Source organism: Klebsiella oxytoca NBRC 105695 (genome assembly GCF_001598695.1).
Taxonomy (GTDB): Bacteria; Pseudomonadota; Gammaproteobacteria; order Enterobacterales; family Enterobacteriaceae; genus Klebsiella; species Klebsiella oxytoca.
The window spans coordinates 57,471-74,585 of record NZ_BCZK01000020.1; the positions used below are offsets into that span (position 1 = coordinate 57,471).

16 protein-coding genes, 1 other RNA gene and 2 pseudogenes are annotated in these 17,115 nt (G+C 46.8%); 9 read left to right on the plus strand and 10 right to left on the minus strand.

The features are described from left to right. Nucleotides 1–4: 4 nt before the first annotated feature. Nucleotides 5–274, minus strand: a pseudogene (locus KO1_RS27725) (integrase); the annotation flags it as partial. 231 nt (nt 275–505) lie between these two features. Between KO1_RS27725 and hxsD the strand changes: the two are divergent. From hxsD to KO1_RS24750, 5 genes and pseudogenes are all read left to right on the plus strand, one after another. Next, nucleotides 506–778 carry a His-Xaa-Ser system protein HxsD gene (hxsD, locus tag KO1_RS24730; RefSeq protein WP_023329939.1) on the plus strand — a complete coding sequence of 91 codons (273 nt, stop codon included), beginning with the start codon at nt 506–508 and terminating at the stop codon, nt 776–778. Then, a complete protein-coding gene (gene hxsB, locus KO1_RS24735; RefSeq protein ID WP_045395107.1) occupies nt 778–2,166 on the plus strand; it encodes a His-Xaa-Ser system radical SAM maturase HxsB in 1,389 nt (462 codons plus the stop codon). Before hxsD ends, hxsB begins: the two co-directional genes overlap by 1 nt. Then, a complete protein-coding gene (hxsC, locus tag KO1_RS24740) occupies nt 2,159–3,271 on the plus strand; it encodes a His-Xaa-Ser system radical SAM maturase HxsC (RefSeq protein ID WP_000005567.1) in 1,113 nt (370 codons plus the stop codon). Before hxsB ends, hxsC begins: the two co-directional genes overlap by 8 nt. Next, nucleotides 3,268–3,903 carry a His-Xaa-Ser repeat protein HxsA gene (gene hxsA, locus KO1_RS27730; RefSeq protein ID WP_023329937.1) on the plus strand — a complete coding sequence of 212 codons (636 nt, stop codon included), beginning with the start codon at nt 3,268–3,270 and terminating at the stop codon, nt 3,901–3,903. Before hxsC ends, hxsA begins: the two co-directional genes overlap by 4 nt. Nucleotides 3,904–3,971: 68 nt before the next feature. After that, nucleotides 3,972–5,784: pseudogene (locus KO1_RS24750) on the plus strand (DUF6119 family protein). Here KO1_RS24750 and KO1_RS24755 read toward each other — a convergent pair. The 4 genes from KO1_RS24755 to smpB all read right to left on the minus strand — a co-directional run bounded on the left by KO1_RS24755 (nt 5,771) and on the right by smpB (nt 8,610). Beyond that, nucleotides 5,771–6,187 carry a hypothetical protein gene (locus tag KO1_RS24755; protein WP_000448924.1) on the minus strand — a complete coding sequence of 139 codons (417 nt, stop codon included), beginning with the start codon at nt 6,185–6,187 and terminating at the stop codon, nt 5,771–5,773. The pseudogene KO1_RS24750 and the gene KO1_RS24755 overlap by 14 nt on opposite strands. A gap of 38 nt (nt 6,188–6,225) precedes the next feature. Continuing rightward, nucleotides 6,226–7,455 carry an integrase domain-containing protein gene (locus KO1_RS24760; protein WP_023329935.1) on the minus strand — a complete coding sequence of 410 codons (1,230 nt, stop codon included), beginning with the start codon at nt 7,453–7,455 and terminating at the stop codon, nt 6,226–6,228. 165 nt (nt 7,456–7,620) lie between these two features. After that, nucleotides 7,621–7,984: a transfer-messenger RNA gene (gene ssrA, locus KO1_RS24765) on the minus strand. Between the two features lie 143 nt (nt 7,985–8,127). Next, nucleotides 8,128–8,610, minus strand: a complete 483-nt coding sequence (smpB, locus tag KO1_RS24770) for an SsrA-binding protein SmpB (protein ID WP_004104655.1) — start codon at nt 8,608–8,610, stop codon at nt 8,128–8,130. A 149-nt stretch (nt 8,611–8,759) separates the two neighbouring features. On the opposite strand from smpB, the gene KO1_RS24775 reads away from it, so the two are divergent. After that, a complete protein-coding gene (locus KO1_RS24775; RefSeq protein WP_004104653.1) occupies nt 8,760–9,197 on the plus strand; it encodes a type II toxin-antitoxin system RatA family toxin in 438 nt (145 codons plus the stop codon). Beyond that, nucleotides 9,187–9,477, plus strand: a complete 291-nt coding sequence (locus KO1_RS24780) for an RnfH family protein (RefSeq protein WP_004104651.1) — start codon at nt 9,187–9,189, stop codon at nt 9,475–9,477. The genes KO1_RS24775 and KO1_RS24780 overlap by 11 nt, the downstream gene beginning before the upstream one ends. A gap of 70 nt (nt 9,478–9,547) precedes the next feature. Here KO1_RS24780 and bamE read toward each other — a convergent pair whose 3' ends face one another. The 3 genes from bamE to nadK all read right to left on the minus strand — a co-directional run bounded on the left by bamE (nt 9,548) and on the right by nadK (nt 12,663). Then, nucleotides 9,548–9,889, minus strand: a complete 342-nt coding sequence (gene bamE / locus KO1_RS24785) for an outer membrane protein assembly factor BamE (protein WP_004104649.1) — start codon at nt 9,887–9,889, stop codon at nt 9,548–9,550. A gap of 147 nt (nt 9,890–10,036) precedes the next feature. Then, complete coding sequence (gene recN / locus KO1_RS24790; protein ID WP_004104647.1) at nt 10,037–11,698, minus strand: DNA repair protein RecN; 1,662 nt, start codon at nt 11,696–11,698, stop codon at nt 10,037–10,039. 86 nt (nt 11,699–11,784) lie between these two features. Continuing rightward, the gene (gene nadK / locus KO1_RS24795) at nt 11,785–12,663 is read right to left on the minus strand and encodes an NAD(+) kinase (protein WP_004104646.1); all 879 of its coding nucleotides are present in this window, start codon (nt 12,661–12,663) and stop codon (nt 11,785–11,787) included. Nucleotides 12,664–12,787: 124 nt separating this feature from the next. Between nadK and grpE the strand changes: the two genes are divergently transcribed. Continuing rightward, nucleotides 12,788–13,378 carry a nucleotide exchange factor GrpE gene (gene grpE, locus KO1_RS24800; RefSeq protein WP_004104644.1) on the plus strand — a complete coding sequence of 197 codons (591 nt, stop codon included), beginning with the start codon at nt 12,788–12,790 and terminating at the stop codon, nt 13,376–13,378. Nucleotides 13,379–13,442: 64 nt separating this feature from the next. Here the strand turns inward: grpE and KO1_RS24805 are convergent, their stop codons facing one another. Further along, nucleotides 13,443–14,732 carry an HlyC/CorC family transporter gene (locus KO1_RS24805; RefSeq protein WP_004104643.1) on the minus strand — a complete coding sequence of 430 codons (1,290 nt, stop codon included), beginning with the start codon at nt 14,730–14,732 and terminating at the stop codon, nt 13,443–13,445. An 18-nt stretch (nt 14,733–14,750) separates the two neighbouring features. Beyond that, on the minus strand, nt 14,751–15,542 hold the full coding sequence (locus tag KO1_RS24810) for a cytochrome C assembly family protein (protein ID WP_004104642.1): 792 nt from the start codon (nt 15,540–15,542) through the stop codon (nt 14,751–14,753). A gap of 164 nt (nt 15,543–15,706) precedes the next feature. Between KO1_RS24810 and ffh the strand changes: the two genes are divergently transcribed. After that, nucleotides 15,707–17,074, plus strand: a complete 1,368-nt coding sequence (gene ffh, locus KO1_RS24815; RefSeq protein ID WP_004104641.1) for a signal recognition particle protein — start codon at nt 15,707–15,709, stop codon at nt 17,072–17,074. Nucleotides 17,075–17,115: the final 41 nt, after the last annotated feature.

The window sequence follows — 17,115 nt, forward strand, 5'->3', positions numbered from 1 at the left end:
GATTTTAATCGGTATATCCTTCTGTTGAGGTTAACTTGCCAATAACACTGATTGATGAGTTTCCAAAGGATGCTGCTTCTACATACTCACCCCACCAGAGCATCATCTCTCTACGCAGTTCAAGGTATTGAGCACGATTGCAGGCTCTCCTGACTTCGTAAGTATCGATATGTGCTAACGCAGCTTCAATCACATCAGGAGGAAATCCTTTCTCTTTAAGCACTGTTGAGGCAATAGCTCTCATCCCATGACCGACAAAAAGATCTTGAAGCCCATACTTATAATGGCATGTTAGCCTCCTAAATTTTAACCTGTTCGAGCTGCTGATGATAATCGGAAAATATCATTATTTACATAGGGATAAGCAACATCATTTTTCAGAATCGCCATTCAGATGCTAACATCCTGTAACATATTAATTAAATGGTGTATCCTCATTTCTATAGGAAAAATCCGCTTTAAAGCGGTTGCTGATTGTGATTATTAGTTTTGTGAGGCAATGGCAATGTGCGAAAGGACGTTAAAAAAAGATGTTTATTCTGAATGGGTTATACGCAATAGCCTGTACTGGATGACTTCTCTTACTCAATGGAAGCTTTGTGAAGATATATCCTCTTGGACAATCTCTTTTGAAAACGATAGCCCCGAATGCCTCTATGAATTCGAGAGGCTGCTGAATGATTACACTTTGCGAGAAAAACTACAGCATAAAACAGGGGCGTTGAGAGATTCTATTGTCAATAAAGTGCTTCGCAGTGTCGATGAAAGGCTATCGTAATGGAATTGATGCCATTCAATTTTGACAGATTGCCTAATGGACAGGTGTTTATAAGCAACCTCGCTGGTTTTCATCACTTCATTGATGAGCAAGAGCTGCTTGATCTTTCTAATGAGCAAATCAATGCGGAACAATCAAACGCACTCGAAAGCAAGCTATTCATAACCAACGAAAGCTCATCGGCTATAGCTCCCTATGCTTTAAGTTCTGCTTTTGCAAAACGATTGATGAATGAACTGGCGGTCAGGCCAATTTTCATGATTGTGCCCACATTACGTTGCGACCATACCTGCAAGTATTGTCAGGTCAGTAGAGCTTCCGTGAACGCCTCTGGTTATGATCTAGATCCCGCTCTCATCCCTGATATCATTTCTACTATCAAAAAACTATCGACACCACCTTACAAGATAGAGATACAGGGTGGAGAGCCACTCTTGCGGTTCGATTTAATTCAGTCTATCTATGAGCAATGTGCTGAAACGCTGGGAAGCACCGATTTTGAGATGGTTGTAGCATCAAGCCTGTCTGTCTTGAATGAGGATATGCTTGAATGGTCGAGAGACAGGAACTTAACGTTCTCTGTTTCGCTTGATGGTGAGGAAGTTGTTCACAACAGTAATCGAATTCTTGGTCATGGGCTTGCTTACAGTAGAACAGTGTCAGGGATAGAGGCTATCAAACGGTCTTTAGGCGCTGATCGCGTTGCAACGGTTACTACAGTTACTAAAGATCTTATCAGGCACCCTGAATCGATTGTCCAGGCTCACTTATCTCTTGGCCTCAAGGACATGTTTATCCGACCTGTTAGTCCCTATGGGTTTGCACAAAAAGCATCGTTCACCTTTTCTATGGACGAATACTTAAGTTTCTATGCCTCGTTGATAGATGAAATCCTTAAGATCAACATTGAAGGGATAAGGGTTGTGGAACATTCGGCCTCCATTCATCTGAAAAGGATCTTCAATCCCGGTTTTAGTGGTTATGCGGATTTGAAGTCGCCAAGTGGGGTCGTGCTTAACAGTATTCTTTTCAATTATGACGGTCGAGTATATGGTAGCGATGAGAGCCGTATGTTGCAGAAGGTGAACCCTGAAACGGAGTTCAGTGCGGGTGAGGTTAAGACGCTATCATTTTCCAAGAGTCCTTACTATAACGCAGTATTGAGTTCATCGTTCAATTTTGCTCTGCCAGGTTGTGATACATGCGCGTATCAACCATTTTGCGGTGCAGACCCATGCCAGAACATAAGTGTACAAGGTGAGCCTGTCGGTGATAGGAGTCGTTCAACGTTTTGTCAGTATCACAAGGGAATGTTCAGGTATCTGATGAACTCCATCTCTGAAGGTGGTCCGAAGGCTGAGATGCTAAAAGGATGGGCATATGTCTGAGGTTATCAGGAACGATATCTTTCATTTTTCTTCAAAAAAGAATGTGCCCACAGGGTTCTATCGGTTATGCAAACAAAAACCAGTGAACCCTTTATTCTTTTTGCCCAATTTGCTGGTAGTTGCTGAAAGCAATAATGATGCCATTCTACCATGCTTTGATTACTCTGTTATTAGCACTGAATTATTTGAGTCAATTGAAGATGGAGATATTGGGGTAATTAACAATGGCAATATGATCCGCGTTATTCTGTCCCGCAGAGCCAATCATAATACTGTCTTAGTAACGGAACGCTGCAATAACTTGTGTCTCTTTTGTTCGCAGCCACCAAAGAAATCAAATGATGACTGGCTACTTACCCAATCAGCCCTTGCTATCGCTTCATTTGGGTTGAATGGAGTAGTTGGGGTCAGCGGTGGTGAACCTTTGCTGTATGGAGATGATTTGCTTAACTTCATTGATTTTATCATCGAGAATTCACCAGATACTGCTTTGCATGTTTTAACAAACGGGCGCAAATTTGCTGATACCAACTTTACTCATGAAATGGCAAAGCGAAGTAAAAAGATAAAAATCACCTTTGGTATACCGCTCTACTCATCAAGACCACTTGTGCATGATCATTTGGTAGGAAGTGATGGCGCATTTAATGAAACGGTTAAGGGGTTAATCAATGCAGGGAACTCAGGGATTAATATCGAACTTAGAGTTATTCCGACACTGGCTAACTATACGGAATTGGATGGCATCGTAGAGTTCGTTGGCCGTGTTTTCTCCAACATCAATCAGATTTCCCTTATGGGGTTGGAATCTATCGGTTGGGCGCGAAAAAACTGGTCAACAATCTTCATTGAACACAGCAGCTATAGTGAGAAAATAACCTCCGCTATAGACGCTGCACACAGGTCAGGTATACCTCTAACAATTTTTAATTATCCTTTGTGTCATCTTCCTGAAAGAGCCTGGGAGCTTGCTGCTCAGTCGATCTCTGATTGGAAAAATTACTATCCTAAAGAATGTGATGAATGCACTCAGAAGTCTTCCTGTGCTGGTTATTTCAGTTCTTCAACGGGCCGTTTTCATCAACCACCGAGACCAATTTTATGAAAAAATTTAATTTTGCTGCTCTACTTCCGGGGTTTTTGGCACTCAATAATTCTGTATGGGCAAGTGATTCATCTACCGGAGCAAGTGATTTGCCTGGTATGACTCTTAATGAACATGATTTAGTGATAGCCCCACTTAACACCGAAGTTCCATTCTACATTGCAGGGCATCGCAGTCATAGCTCCCATCGGAGCCATAGTTCTCACCGTTCATCATCAGGTGGCGGGTACTATGGTGGCAGCACTCCCTATTATCCAAAAACATACAGCTCACCAAGTTCATCTGGGTCTTCAAGTTCAGGAACAAGTCCCTCATCGTCCTCTTCCTCTGTGCGTTCGCTTCGTTCTAACGACAATAACAACTCTACTACTACGAATTCTGTTGGAACTACAGAAGCTAACCGTGCAAGTAATGGGCTGACTTCTGGTACAGAGAAGCGTAAGCGCTTAATCATGCGGGTTCAATTCGCTTTGCTGGACAAAGGTTATTACAACGGGAATATTGACGGTATAATGGGGCCTTCCACAAGGCAGTCAATAAAAAATTATCGCATTGCGAACGGACTACCAGTGCCCTCAAGTGAAACCTTGGATATACAGTTGTTAAATTCATTGAGTATTTTAGCTCGATAAATTAAGTATATTAAAAATTTTTCACTTTAACATTAACTTGTATGAATATATATTTCAGAGGCGATTAAATGTCAGTCAGCTATAACATATATAGAATGCCATATAAGAGTCTTCCAGAATTGACAAAAAAAATCATTAAAGAAGGGCTTGTCGAACAAAAAACTATTCTACATCAATCTTATCAACTCAAATTTTATTTTTCTGATAAATTAAAAGGAAATGAAGTATGGTGGTGGGATGTTTTTAGTGATTTCTTCAATGAAGAAATTGAAAAGCCTCATAATATATTCTATTTTGGCCTGCTAATAGGATTTAAAGAAAAGGACCCTGAGAATTGCTATCTTATCAGTCTTGGTAAATCACATTTTTATCTCAGCAAGTTTATTGAAGCAGACTTTGGGCTGAATGTGGCAATGCGTATAGCTAATGATGAAAATATTTTACTCAAGAAAAGCAGATTCTTTTGTGGGGGAAAGAGTCAGGAGGCATCCTCATACTCACAGTTTGTTCAAGGAGCATATTTTCCTGGCGAATCCATCGAGCATCTCAAAACAAAAGCCAAAGAAACTGACAAGTGGGGATGTAATAATATAACTTTTTCTGATTCAATTCAGCTAAGTTTGGATGGTGCTCCTACTGCATTAGTCGATGTTTTCAATGATATTGATTCTTCGTTGGCAACCAAAGAGAAAATCGAATTTCCTAAATCGGAAAAAATCACTGACGAGTCAAAGATAGATGAGCTTGATAATTATCTACTTCAATCGATCATTACAGATGATGCAAAAGTTATTATTGATGAGATTCAATCTTTTGATGCCTCTATTGTAATTAATAATTCTTTGACATTTTTTAAATTGCACACAAAAGTTGAGGGGAGTGGAAAGTATCTTCAATCATCAGATAAAATTAATGACATAAAAATAGCAGATGTAAAGAAATTCATAAAAAATAACAACATAAAAGATGTCAATAAAGTTTTTGTTAAGATAACTAATGAAAATAACAGTGGTCATACAGCCTCGTTAAAAGAAATATTGAGCATTACTTATAGCGAGGGCAGCGAGCACTTCTTCCTTAAGAGGGGAGGATGGAGTCGATTTAACTCTGCTTTTATGAAGTATTTGTCTACTTCTTTAGCCAGTATAAAATTTGAGGTTAAAGATGCTCTTAAGGAAGACGACTTCAAAGTATGGCAAGCTGAAAAAATAAAACAAATCGCAGAAGGAACTTCTAAAGACAAATTAGAATATAGAGAATATTATTTTAATGAAAAGATGTCTGATGAGAAAGGTTATATACTTCTAGATCGCCAGCTAAAAAAAATACCATCCTTACGTGATAATGGCAAGGACTACAATGTTGAAGTTGCAGATCTTTATAAAAATGGAGAGATTATTGCTGTAAAGATATCAGATAAACCGCATGATCTAATTTATAATATTGAACAGTCAAAAACCACAATTCAAACTATAGTAAGAGGAGTAGTAAAATTTGAAGAGACAATTACTGATGTGGTTTTATGGATCTCAACTACTACAAAAGCTAAAAAATTAATTGACATCAATTCTATTCAATTTTTATTAGCGGTTCAAACTTGGAAGGAAGTTGTTGAAGGATTTAATCTGAAACCAAAGATATATTATTCACATCACGACAAACCCCAAAAGAAAAAGGGAAAGAAAAAAAACGCATCTTAAATCTGAACTTAGAATTGGTTATGGAGAAAGATATCAGGTTATAGCGTCTCAGTATCGCTCCAATATTGGTGTGGATTATGTATCACCGATACTACCAAAATTATTATGTTTTAGGTATGGTGATTTACCGACATACCTCTTTTGTATTTATCTCGCAATGATGTTGTTTACTTTTGTTTAAGCCTTCTAAGCTTCATACTTTCTAATGAGAATAATAATAGAGTTGTGCTGTATATAAAACCAGAGTTAGTTAATAACTTTAAATTTAATGCTTCAGGATTTTCACTGAGAAAATGAAAGGCATAAACTAAGTATACAGCTAAAGCAGCCGTTCCAATTGTTGGTCCAATATCGCCTTGATCATGAGGTTCAAGGTTTACATTGAACTTAAAGATTAGCCATTCAAATCCCCAAGTAAAAAAAACAACTAATATCATGGCTGCGAATAATTTCGCGATGTTATCTGCTGATGGATTCATCAGAACAGATTGTTTCTGAAAAAATTCACAAAGTGAGAGTCCGAAAAAAATAAAAAAAAGTGGTCTGGAACTAAATTTTTCAAAAACTTTGAATAGGGTTTCCATTTTCTTTACCTTCAGGATTATATTAGCTATTCTGATACTTAGGCTACCAGAGCATTTGATCTTTGAGCTTGAACGTAATCACTCCACCATTGCATCAAACTCTGTCGCTCTATCAGATATTCTGCACGATTGTATGCTGCGATAATTTCATCTTTTTTCGAGTGGGCAAGCGCTGCCTCAAGAACTTCAGCTCTGAATTTACCAGACTCCTCTGCCGCTGTTCGTGCAATAGAACGCATACCGTGAGCTACAAGCTCGCCTCCGAACCCCATTCGGATGATAGCTGCGTTGGCTGTTTGTTCATGCATATGATTAAGAGGCGCTTTAATGCTGGGGAAAACCCATTCTCTATGCCCACTTATTGATTTCATTAATTCAAGGATGCGCAAAGCTTCTTTACTCAAAGGAACTTTGTGAGGCTTTTTCATTTTCATGAAATCAGCAGGAATGTTCCAAATGCTGTTGGTTGTATCAATATCAGACCATCTTGCGCGAACGGCTTCACCCGGACGAACCCATGTCAACAATTGCCATTCAATTAGCATACGTGTTTCCAACCGGATTGACGCATTCGTCAAAGATTCCATAAACCTTGGCAATTCGCTTGGGGGAAGGGCAGGCATATTTTGCTTTTTTGGTTTACTGAATCTTTGACCAAGGTTGTCAGCCGGGTTGAACTCAATAAGTTCTTCAGTAGCTGCCCACCGGAAGATTTCATTCAGACGTGAAATGATACGGCGTAGAGTTTCCAATACGCCTCGTTGCTCAATAGGATCAAGGTGTTGTTTTAAGAGCTTAGGCCGGATCTCATTGATAGGGACATTACCCAGACCAGGAAAGACATTTCTCTCTAAGCTGCGCCAGATGTCTGCTGCATGGTCTTGTGAGATACCTGATGTCTTTACCTTCTCATCTAACCATTTCCGCGCTACGGCTTGGAGAGTGTGCTCAGTAGCACTCTTTAATGCCTTCGCCTTATCGTTGTTATGGATTTGTGGATCAACACCATTTGCCAGAAAGGAAAGATATTCATCACGTAAGGCTCTGGCTCTTGCCAGTGTAAGGTGAGGATAGGTCCCAAGGCTCATTTTGGTTCTTTTTTTACTCACTGGCACTGCATACCTGAAATACCAATTCTTCTTTCCTCCTTTCGAGAGGGGAGCGATTCGTAGTATCAAACCATCTCCGTCAAACAAGTTGATTTCTTTGTCGGCTGGCTTGGTGCTTTTGATTTCAGTGTCAGTGAGCTTCTTAGCGATTTTTGCCATTTTGGGACCCTCGGTTTTTGGACCCTTCTTAGTGGGTCCCATTCAGGGTGCCATAACTCGTAGTTCTCAGCAATTCTCACTGGACGACAATAGACGTAAAAAAGCCCGCAGAGCTTGTGCTGTGCGGGCTTAGTAGACTTCATTTAACTTCAAACAACTAAAAAGTGGTGGAGCTGGCGGGAGTTGAACCCGCGTCCGAAATTCCTACATCCTCGGTACTACATGCTTAGTCTGTCTTTACATTCGCCTGGCACCTGCGGACGGACACGCCACTACCAGACTAGCCTGATTAGATTTAACGCTTCAACCCCAGGCAGGGCCTCCACGCGATCTCTTTTGGGTTTGACCTCTCTTTGATCCCCGTCTTAAGAGCGGAAGCTAGGGAGAGAGGGCTCAGAGCAGGTTATTAAGCTGCTAAAGCGTAGTTTTCGTCGTTTGCGACTATTTTTTTGCGGCTTTTTACGAGGCCAACCGCCCCTCGGCATGCACCTTGGGTTTCGCAAATCCCGTCGAATCCAGAATCAGCCCCAATGTGTACGTTGAGTATAACAGATTTATGAATGCGCTGACCAGCCCTCGTTTTGAGGATTATGGCGCCAGAGTGGATGAAAAATCAGCATCAACAACAATATAGCGTGAGGGCCAGCTGGCTGACCCTCAAGAGAAGGGCAATTAACGACCTGCGTGTTTCATAATGCGGGCTTTATCAACTGCCCACTCGCGATCTTTTATATCGGTGCGCTTGTCGTGCTGTTTCTTACCTTTCGCTACGCCGATTTTGACTTTGCACCAGGCATTCTTCCAGTACAGGGAAAGAGCGACCACGGTGTAACCTTCACGGTTGATACGCCCGTATAGGGTATCCAGTTCACGCTGATTGAGCAGAAGCTTACGGGTACGCGTTGGGTCGCATACGTAGTGGGTGGACGCTACCGCCATCGGCGTGAAGTTGGCGCCAAACAGATAGGCTTCGCCATCTTTCAAAATGACATAGCTGTCGCCAATATTGGCTTTACCTGCGCGGAGAGATTTTACTTCCCATCCCTGCAGGGCAAGACCCGCCTCGTATTCATCTTCGATAAAGTATTCATGACGAGCGCGTTTATTCAGCGCAATGGTGGCTGATCCAGGTTTGTGGGCTTTTTTCTTAGTCATAGTATCCTGAAGTCATCGTCTTAAAACAGTCGTACCTCAATCTTCCTGCGAGGCGTAATGGGCTATCTTAGCACGAGTTGCGGTACAGCGTTTTTTTTAGCAGCAGATAAATGATATTATTTGCCCTGTGTTTATATGTGGAACCTGCTATGCCTCAGATTAGCCGTACCGCGCTGGTGCCGTTCAGTGCTGAACAGATGTATCAACTGGTAAATGATGTAAAGTCCTACCCTGATTTTCTGCCGGGCTGTACCGGTAGCCGGGTTCTGGAGCTTGGGCCGACGCAAATGACTGCGGCGGTTGACGTATCCAAAGCGGGTATCAGTAAGACCTTCACAACGCGAAATACGCTCACCAGTAACCAGAGTATCCTGATGAGTCTGGTCGATGGTCCGTTTAAAAAGCTGATTGGCGGCTGGAAATTTATCCCTTTAAGCCCGGAAGCGTGCAAAATTGAGTTTCATCTCGATTTTGAATTCACCAATAAGCTGATTGAAATGGCGTTTGGTCGTATCTTCAAAGAACTGGCTATGAATATGGTGCAGGCATTTACGACGCGCGCTAAAGAGGTCTACAGTGCCGGCTAAAATCGTGGTTGAAGTGGCCTACGCGTTGCCGGAAAAACAGTATCTGCAAAGCGTCAAGCTTGAGGAGGGGGCGACGGTCGAGCAGGCGATTGTTGCCAGCGGTCTTCTGGCGCTACGTGACGATATCGATCTGACGAAAAACAAAGTGGGAATTTATAGCCGCCCGGCTAAGCTTCAGGATCGCGTCCATGATGGCGATCGGGTCGAAATCTATCGTCCGTTGATTGCTGACCCGAAAGAGCTACGTCGTCAGCGGGCGGAGAAAAACGCCGGAAAGTAACCGTTTCGCACCAAAGATGCAGATATAAAAAAAGCGCTCAATGAGCGCTTTTTGTGTATTGATAGCTTTATTACTCCGCCGTCAGGGCAGGTTTGTTATCAATGTTGGTCAGCACACCGCTGCTGTTAAAGGTCAGGGTAAGCGTCTGCTGGGTAACTTTTTCATGCCCAGGCTGCTGACGGAAAACGTAGAACCAGGTATTAGTGCCAAACGGATCCGACATCATCGGCGTACCCAAGGCATAGGCAACCTGTTGTTGCGTCATGCCGACACGAACTTTTGCTACATCGGTTGGTGCCAGATAGTTACCCTGGTTGATGTCAGGACGGTAAACCACTCGTTCCAGAGTGGAACAGCCTGCGGTCAACATAAGAAGAACCGCTGCGGCAGCAGTCAGCGTTTTACAGCGCATAGTGATTTGATTCCTTTTTGGGCCCGAGCAGTACGTGGCTCATCTGTAATATGCCGATGATAATAGACCTTTGCCCGGTTGGGAACCTTCGGCTGCAGGTCTATCGGCAATTTGCTGTTCACTATGACTCTGTGAAAATCAAAAAGTTTACGCGGCAAGCAACTCTTTCGCGTTTGCCAGAGTGTTACGAGTGACTTCACTGCCGCCCAGCAGACGGGCCAGTTCCTGCAAGCGAGCGCGTTTATCCAGAGGGTGCATATGCGTCTCGGTCATTTCACCGTCTGTTTCCTTGCAGACGAAGAAATGATGATGTCCGCAACCGGCCACCTGCGGTAAGTGGGTAACGCACATCACCTGGGTTGACTCACCTAGCTGGCGCAGCAGTTTGCCCACCACCGCTGCCGTAGGGCCACTGATACCGACATCTACTTCATCAAAAATCAATGCCGGAGTTTCCATTTTCCGCGCGGTGATCACCTGAATCGCCAGCGCAATACGCGAGAGTTCGCCTCCGGAAGCAACTTTAGCGATTGGCTGCAGCGGCTGACCCGGGTTGGTGGTTACCCGGAATTCAATATGGTCTGCGCCTTCAGCGGTGAGATGACGCTCATCAAACGCGACATCAATGGAGAATACACCGTGTGGCATTGAAAGTGAGTGCATACTCTCCGTAATTAACCGAGTCAGCTCATCAGCGCTATTCTGACGCAGGGCATGTAGCTGCTTCGCCGTCTCAAGGGCTAACTGATGATGCTCCACGACCATCTGACTGAGGGATTCCAGGGAACCGGCGCTATCATCCAGCAGACGCTGCTCTTCCAGCAGTGACTGGTAAAATTCTGGAAGCTCCTCGGGCGTAATTTGATGCTTGCGCGCCAGGACAATTTGTCGGGAGATACGTTGTTCCAGTTCGAACAGACGATTCGGATCGAGATCGAGGCGATCGTGATAATGACGCAGCTCGTCCGTGGCTTCGCTAAGCTGAATAGATGCTTCTTCAAGCATATCCAGCACTCCGGAGAGTTTACTGTCCATACCAACCAGCTCGCTCACCAGCTGCTTTGCGGCATAGAGTTGGCTTTGCAGATTGGATTCTTCGCCGTCTGCCATCACCGACAGCGCATGCTGACAGGTCGACAGCAATTGGCCGCTGTTGGCCAGACGTTTGTACTCTTCATCAATTTGCTCGAATTCGCCCGGCTGCGGATTAAACTCGTTGAGCTCTTTTAGTTGATACTGCACCAGATCCGCACGCGCGGCGCGCTCCTGGCTTTGCTGCTGATGCTGCGCCAGATCGCGGCAGCTTTTGTGCCACTGACGATAGCGCTCAGCCATTAGCTGAGTAAGCGCATACTCACCGGTATAGCCATCAAGTAAGGTCTTCTGATGTTCAGGCTTAGTCAACAGTTGGTGCGCATGCTGGCCATGGATCTGGATAAGAAGCTGTCCCAGTTCGCGGAGCTGGGATAAAGGCACCGCCGTACCGTTAATAAAGCCGCGAGAGCGGCCGTCTGCGCTGATAACGCGGCGAAGTAAACACTCACGCCCGCTTTCCAGCTGGTTTTGTTCCAGCCAGCGTTGTGCGGCCGGCGTGTCTTTCAGGGAGAAGCGCGCGCATAAATCAGCCCGGCTGGCGCCTCTGCGCACCATATCGGCTTCCGCCCGACCGCCCAGGCACAGCCCCAGCGCGTCGATAGCGATCGATTTACCGGCGCCGGTCTCGCCGGTAATAGCGGTCATACCGCTGTGAAAATCGATTTCCAGCTCACGAACGATAGCAAAATTACTGATAGTGAGTTGTGCCAACATAGCTGCCTTCCTGTATGAAAAACCATTACTGTGTTTTCGTACAGTATAATCGGGTTTTTTATCCAGTAAAGGGGCTGGCTATAAAATCAGAACAATTTTTTCGACCAGCCAAGCTTAGTGCTTAATGTATTGAAATAGCTGTAATCTTTAGGATGGATGAGATTAAGGTGATAATCACACCGGCGGATCAGCACATCTTCTCCATCCTGAATGGGCAGCGCTATCTGGCTATCGCAGCTAATTTCGAGGTCGCTGCAGCGCTGCGAAAAACGCAGGCGAATAGTACTGTCACCGTTGATCACCAGCGGCCGGGCCGAAAGCGTATGCGGGAACATAGGCACCAGGGTGATAGCATCCAGCGAAGGGGTGAGGATCGGCCCGCCGGCGGAGAGGGAATAGGCCGTGGAGCCGGTGGGCGTGGAGATGATGAGCCCATCTGAGCGCTGAGAGAAAGCAAACACTTCGTCAATATAGACTTCAAACTCAATCATATGCGCTACTTTACCGGGGTGCAGGACGACTTCGTTAATCGCCGTGCTGATACGCTTCTGGCAATCCTGCTGACAGACCTGAGCTTCCAGAAGGAAGCGTTTTTCGGCGATATAGTGGCCTTCGAGCACATCAGCGAGCTGCTGTAGCGCGTTGTCCGGATCGAGGTCGGTCAGAAAGCCGAGATTTCCGCGGTTAATGCCAATAACGTTAATATCGTAGCGCGCCAGCGTCCGCGCCGCGCCGAGCATATTACCATCGCCGCCAACCACGACGGCCAGGTCTGCCTGCTGGCCAATTTCCGCCAGCGTCCCGGTCTTCACATTGCTGAGCTGTAATTCATGAGCGATTTGCTGCTCAACCAGAACTTCATAACCTTTGCTGGACAGCCAGCGCCAGAGCATTTCATGTGTGGTCAGCGCGGTTGGGTGACGAGGGTGTCCCACAATGCCTATACACTTGAAGTGATTCTTCATGATCTGGATGTCCTTGAGTTAAATGAATAGTGACAATCTGGCTGCGTTCCCTTGAAACCCGGAAACTGATCCCCATAATAAGCGAAGTTAGCGAGATGAATGCGAAAAAAACGCGGAGAAATTCATGAGTAGTAAAGAACAGAAAACGCCTGAGGGGCAAGCCCCGGAAGAAATTATCACGGAGCAGCACGATGACGTTGAGGCGGTAGAGCCTGAGGTTTCGGCTGAGCAGGTGGATCCGCGCGATGAAAAAATTGCGAATCTGGAAGCTCAGCTCGTTGAAGCCCAGAAGCGCGAACGTGAAGTATTGCTGCGTGCGAAAGCCGATGAAGATAACCTGCGCCGTCGTACCGAGCAGGATATCGAAAAAGCGCATAAGTTTGCGCTTGAGAAGTTCGTCAACGAACTGTTGCCGGTCATCGACAGCCTGGACCGCGCCCTGGAAGTGGCTGATAAAGCCAACCCGGATATGGCGCCGATGGTTGAAGGTATCGAACTGACGCTGAAGTCGATGCTGGACGTGGTTCGTAAGTTTGGCGTGGAAGTCATTGGCGATACTAACGTGCCGCTGGATCCGAACGTGCATCAGGCCATTGCGATGGTTGAGTCCGAGGACGTACCGGCAGGTAACGTTCTGGGCATTATGCAAAAGGGCTACACCTTGAATGGCCGTACTATTCGCGCGGCGATGGTAACCGTAGCGAAAGCGAAGTAAATAAGCGAAACGGCTACCATGAGGTAGCCGTTTTTCTATTCAGACCTGCACCGTGCCAGGTATGCTATGACTCCGCCACGCTTTCACGAATGGGTTTTACCGGCATAACCTTCACCTGTTTAATCATATTCTCCTGAACATCAAGAATATCGATATCATACTGTTCAATGCGCACGCGGGTGCCGGGGGCAGGGATCTCTTCGAGAGCTTCCAGAATGATACCGTTAATGGTTCGCGCTTCATCTTCCGGCAGATGCCAGTTAAATGCTTTATTGATTTCACGTACGTTGGCGGTACCGTCGATAATCACTGAACCATCGTTAAGCGGCGTTACCTCTTCTGCAAGCGTAGGCGACATGGAGGTCGTAAAATCGCCGACGATCTCTTCGAGGATATCCTCAACCGTGACCAGGCCCTGAATATCCCCATATTCATCCACCACCAGGCCCACTTTCTTTTTGTTGCGCTGGAATTTTACCAGTTGGGTGCTGAGCGGCGTCCCTTCCGGCACGAAGTAAATTTCGTCGGCGGCGCGCAGCATTACCTCTTTTGTGAACTCTTTTTTCTCCGTCATCAGGCGATAAGCTTCGCGTACCCGCAGCATGCTGATGGCATCGTCAAGGGTGTCGCGGTACAGCACGATGCGGCCGTGGGGAGAGTGGGTCAGTTGGCGGACAATGGACTTCCAGTCGTCGTTAATATTAATACCGACGATATCATTGCGCGGGACCATGATGTCGTCCACGCTAACTTTCTCGAGATCCAGAACCGACAGCAGCATGTCCTGATTGCGGCGGGAGATTTGCGAGCGTGATTCATTAACGATAGTACGCAGTTCATCTTTGCTGAGCGCCCCGCTAATGACGATATCGGTTTTAATGCCCATGATGCGCATCAGAATGCGGGTGATGGTGTTGAGCAACCACACCAGCGGCATCATCAGTATTTGCAGCGGCGCGAGCAGAAGGCTGCTGGGATAGGCGACCTTTTCCGGGTAGAGCGCCGCAATGGTTTTGGGCAGCACTTCCGCAAATACCAGCACCACGAACGTCAGAACCCCGGTGGCAATGGCAACGCCTGCATCGCCGTACAGGCGCATACCCACGATGGTGCCGAGCGCCGAAGCGAGAATATTAACCAGATTATTGCCAATGAGGACCAGGCTAATCAGACGGTCAGGTTTGCGCAGCAGCTTTTCAACGCGTTTTGCCTGACGATTGCCCTGCTTGGCCATATGACGCAGGCGATAGCGATTTAGCGTCATCATGCCGGTTTCAGAACCGGAGAAATAGGCGGAGATAACCACCATGATGATCAGCGTTACGATCAGCGTGGTGGTGGAGATATGTTCCACTAGGGATTCCTTAAAGACTTAGCTCATGAACTGTTGCAATACGCGGCTACCAAAGTAGGCCAGCGTCAGCAGGCCTGCGCCAGTCACGTTAAACCAGACGACCCGGCGTCCGCGCCACCCTTCATGATAGTGGCCCCAAAGCAGGACGATATAAACGAACCACGCCACGATAGAGAGTACGGCTTTATCAATGTTTTCCGCACTAAACAGGTTATGCATGTAAAACAGCCCGGTACACAGCGTCAGGGTTAACAGCACCACGCCTATCTGGGTGATATGAAACATTTTACGTTCGATGCTCATCAGCGGCGGCATTTCGCTACTGAAGGTCAATCGTTTGTTCTTTAACTGATAGTCAATCCACGCCAGCTGCAGAGCGTAGAGCGCGGCGATAATCAGCGTAGCATAAGAAAAGAGCGACAGGCCGATGTGGACCAACATCCCCGGCGTGGTTTCCAGATGCGTGATGTACTCGTTCGGCATAAAGGTGGCGAACGCGAGGTTGATCAGGGCGAAGGTGTAGACAATGGGCAGCAGCAGCCAGCCGCGATTGCGCGATGCGACGATGGTCATCACCGTACAGATCATCAGGCTAACCAGCGATCCCACGTTTAATAAGCTGAGGTTTTGCCCGCTTTCGCCGCCGGGAAAAATGCGTGACTCCAGCGCAAAGGCGTGACAAATCAACGCAATAGTTGCGGAAAGAATCGCCATCCGCCGCCAGCTGCTGTTTTTTTGTAACAGACCAGGGACGATCAGCGCGAGGCTGATGGAGTAGGCGACAAGGGCGAGTAGAGCAAAAACAGGCATATGCGCGTCGACTGTTGACTAAATAGTAGAGAGAAGCAGTATAACGTCACGCGAGTCTGGCTCCAACCGTTGCAGCACATTCGCGTTTATGTCGTGTTATACTGCGCCCATTCCGTTTTTGTGTCGCTGCGGCGACCGACCGTTTCCACCTCAGGCGAGAGACAATGTTTGATAATTTAACCGATCGTTTGTCGCGTACGCTGCGCAACATTAGCGGCCGCGGACGCCTTACTGAAGACAATATTAAAGATACTCTGCGCGAAGTGCGCATGGCGCTGCTGGAGGCGGACGTTGCTCTGCCTGTGGTTCGTGACTTCATCAACCGTGTTAAAGAGAGCGCGGTTGGTCATGAAGTTAATAAAAGCCTGACCCCGGGGCAGGAGTTCGTCAAAATCGTGCGCAACGAACTGGTTGCCGCGATGGGCGAAGAGAACCAGGCGCTCGATTTAGCCGCGCAGCCGCCTGCCGTAGTTCTGATGGCCGGTTTGCAGGGGGCGGGTAAAACGACCAGCGTCGCTAAGCTGGGTAAATTCTTGCGTGAAAAGCACAAGAAGAAAGTCCTGGTGGTTTCCGCTGACGTTTATCGTCCCGCGGCGATCAAACAGCTGGAAACGCTGGCCGAGCAGGTTAGCGTCGATTTCTTTGCGTCTGACGTTGGCCAGAAACCGGTTGATATCGTTAATGCCGCGCTGAAAGAAGCGAAGCTCAAATTCTACGACGTGCTGCTGGTGGATACCGCTGGTCGTCTGCACGTTGATGAAGCGATGATGGACGAGATTAAGCAGGTCCATGCAACGCTTAATCCGGTAGAAACCCTGTTCGTTGTCGATGCGATGACCGGCCAGGATGCGGCGAATACCGCGAAAGCGTTTAACGAAGCGCTACCGTTAACCGGTGTTGTATTGACCAAAGTGGACGGCGACGCCCGCGGCGGCGCGGCGCTGTCGATTCGTCATATCACCGGCAAGCCGATTAAATTCCTCGGGGTTGGCGAGAAAACCGAAGCGCTGGAGCCGTTCCATCCGGATCGTATCGCTTCCCGTATTCTCGGCATGGGCGATGTCCTGTCTCTGATCGAGGATATCGAAAGTAAGGTCGACCGCGCGCAGGCTGAAAAGCTGGCCTCTAAGCTGAAAAAAGGCGATGGTTTTGACTTGACCGATTTCCTTGAACAGCTGCGTCAGATGAAAAACATGGGCGGTATGGCCAGCCTGATGGGCAAGCTGCCGGGCATGGGGCAGATACCGGACAACGTTAAATCGCAAATGGACGACAAAGTGCTGGTGCGTATGGAAGCCATCATCAACTCGATGACGCTGAAAGAGCGCGCTAAACCGGAAATTATTAAAGGTTCGCGTAAGCGCCGTATCGCCGCAGGCTGCGGAATGCAGGTGCAGGATGTGAACCGTCTGCTCAAGCAGTTTGACGATATGCAGCGCATGATGAAGAAGATGAAGTCGAAAGGCGGCATGATGAAGATGATGCGTGGAATGAAAGGTATGATGCCGCCAGGTTTCCCCGGAGGCCGATAGTATTGTGGCTATTGCTGCCGGCGCGCCCTTCTTTCCTGTCC

What these genes read in the sequence shown, in the direction of transcription:
- KO1_RS24810 (WP_004104642.1), bottom strand. Translation starts at nt 15,542, where the DNA reads ATGCCTGTTTTTGCTCTACTCGCCCTTGTCGCCTACTCCATCAGCCTC.
- nadK (WP_004104646.1), bottom strand. Translation starts at nt 12,663, where the DNA reads ATGAAGAATCACTTCAAGTGTATAGGCATTGTGGGACACCCTCGTCAC.
- hxsA (WP_023329937.1), top strand. Translation starts at nt 3,268, where the DNA reads ATGAAAAAATTTAATTTTGCTGCTCTACTTCCGGGGTTTTTGGCACTC.
- hxsC (WP_000005567.1), top strand. Translation starts at nt 2,159, where the DNA reads ATGTCTGAGGTTATCAGGAACGATATCTTTCATTTTTCTTCAAAAAAG.
- smpB (WP_004104655.1), bottom strand. Translation starts at nt 8,610, where the DNA reads ATGACTAAGAAAAAAGCCCACAAACCTGGATCAGCCACCATTGCGCTG.
- bamE (WP_004104649.1), bottom strand. Translation starts at nt 9,889, where the DNA reads ATGCGCTGTAAAACGCTGACTGCTGCCGCAGCGGTTCTTCTTATGTTG.
- recN (WP_004104647.1), bottom strand. Translation starts at nt 11,698, where the DNA reads ATGTTGGCACAACTCACTATCAGTAATTTTGCTATCGTTCGTGAGCTG.
- hxsB (WP_045395107.1), top strand. Translation starts at nt 778, where the DNA reads ATGGAATTGATGCCATTCAATTTTGACAGATTGCCTAATGGACAGGTG.
- grpE (WP_004104644.1), top strand. Translation starts at nt 12,788, where the DNA reads ATGAGTAGTAAAGAACAGAAAACGCCTGAGGGGCAAGCCCCGGAAGAA.
- KO1_RS24775 (WP_004104653.1), top strand. Translation starts at nt 8,760, where the DNA reads ATGCCTCAGATTAGCCGTACCGCGCTGGTGCCGTTCAGTGCTGAACAG.
- KO1_RS24755 (WP_000448924.1), bottom strand. Translation starts at nt 6,187, where the DNA reads ATGGAAACCCTATTCAAAGTTTTTGAAAAATTTAGTTCCAGACCACTT.
- ffh (WP_004104641.1), top strand. Translation starts at nt 15,707, where the DNA reads ATGTTTGATAATTTAACCGATCGTTTGTCGCGTACGCTGCGCAACATT.
- KO1_RS24760 (WP_023329935.1), bottom strand. Translation starts at nt 7,455, where the DNA reads ATGGCAAAAATCGCTAAGAAGCTCACTGACACTGAAATCAAAAGCACC.
- hxsD (WP_023329939.1), top strand. Translation starts at nt 506, where the DNA reads ATGTGCGAAAGGACGTTAAAAAAAGATGTTTATTCTGAATGGGTTATA.